Here is a 272-nt window from a genome sequence, read left to right on the forward strand (position 1 = left end):
AGAAATTCTCCATGTGTGTCCGATCTTATGCCAGCGTCTGTCGGAGATAGTATATTCTTTCTCCTGCAGGGCAGTTTTGAGCTGGAACAGCATATAGATTAACGCGTCCGGCAGCTCGACATCCGCCGCTTGACTGTTGATCTGCCGAATGTTCTCGGTTGACAGCAAGGCGGGTACGGGCGTATTCGGCGCTTGGAACATCAGCTCGAAGCTGGCGATTTGCTTCACATATTCGACTTCAAACCGGAACAGAAAACGGTCATACAGCGCAG

Annotated in this window: 1 pseudogene; it reads right to left on the bottom strand. The window is 51.1% G+C overall.

The features are described 5' to 3' along the window. Nucleotides 1–272, bottom strand: a pseudogene (locus tag KVT27_RS24675) (AAA family ATPase); the annotation flags it as partial.

The sequence above is a fragment of the Lysinibacillus sp. GbtcB16 genome (assembly GCF_019091145.1).
Lineage (GTDB): Bacteria > Bacillota > Bacilli > Bacillales_A > Planococcaceae > Lysinibacillus > Lysinibacillus fusiformis.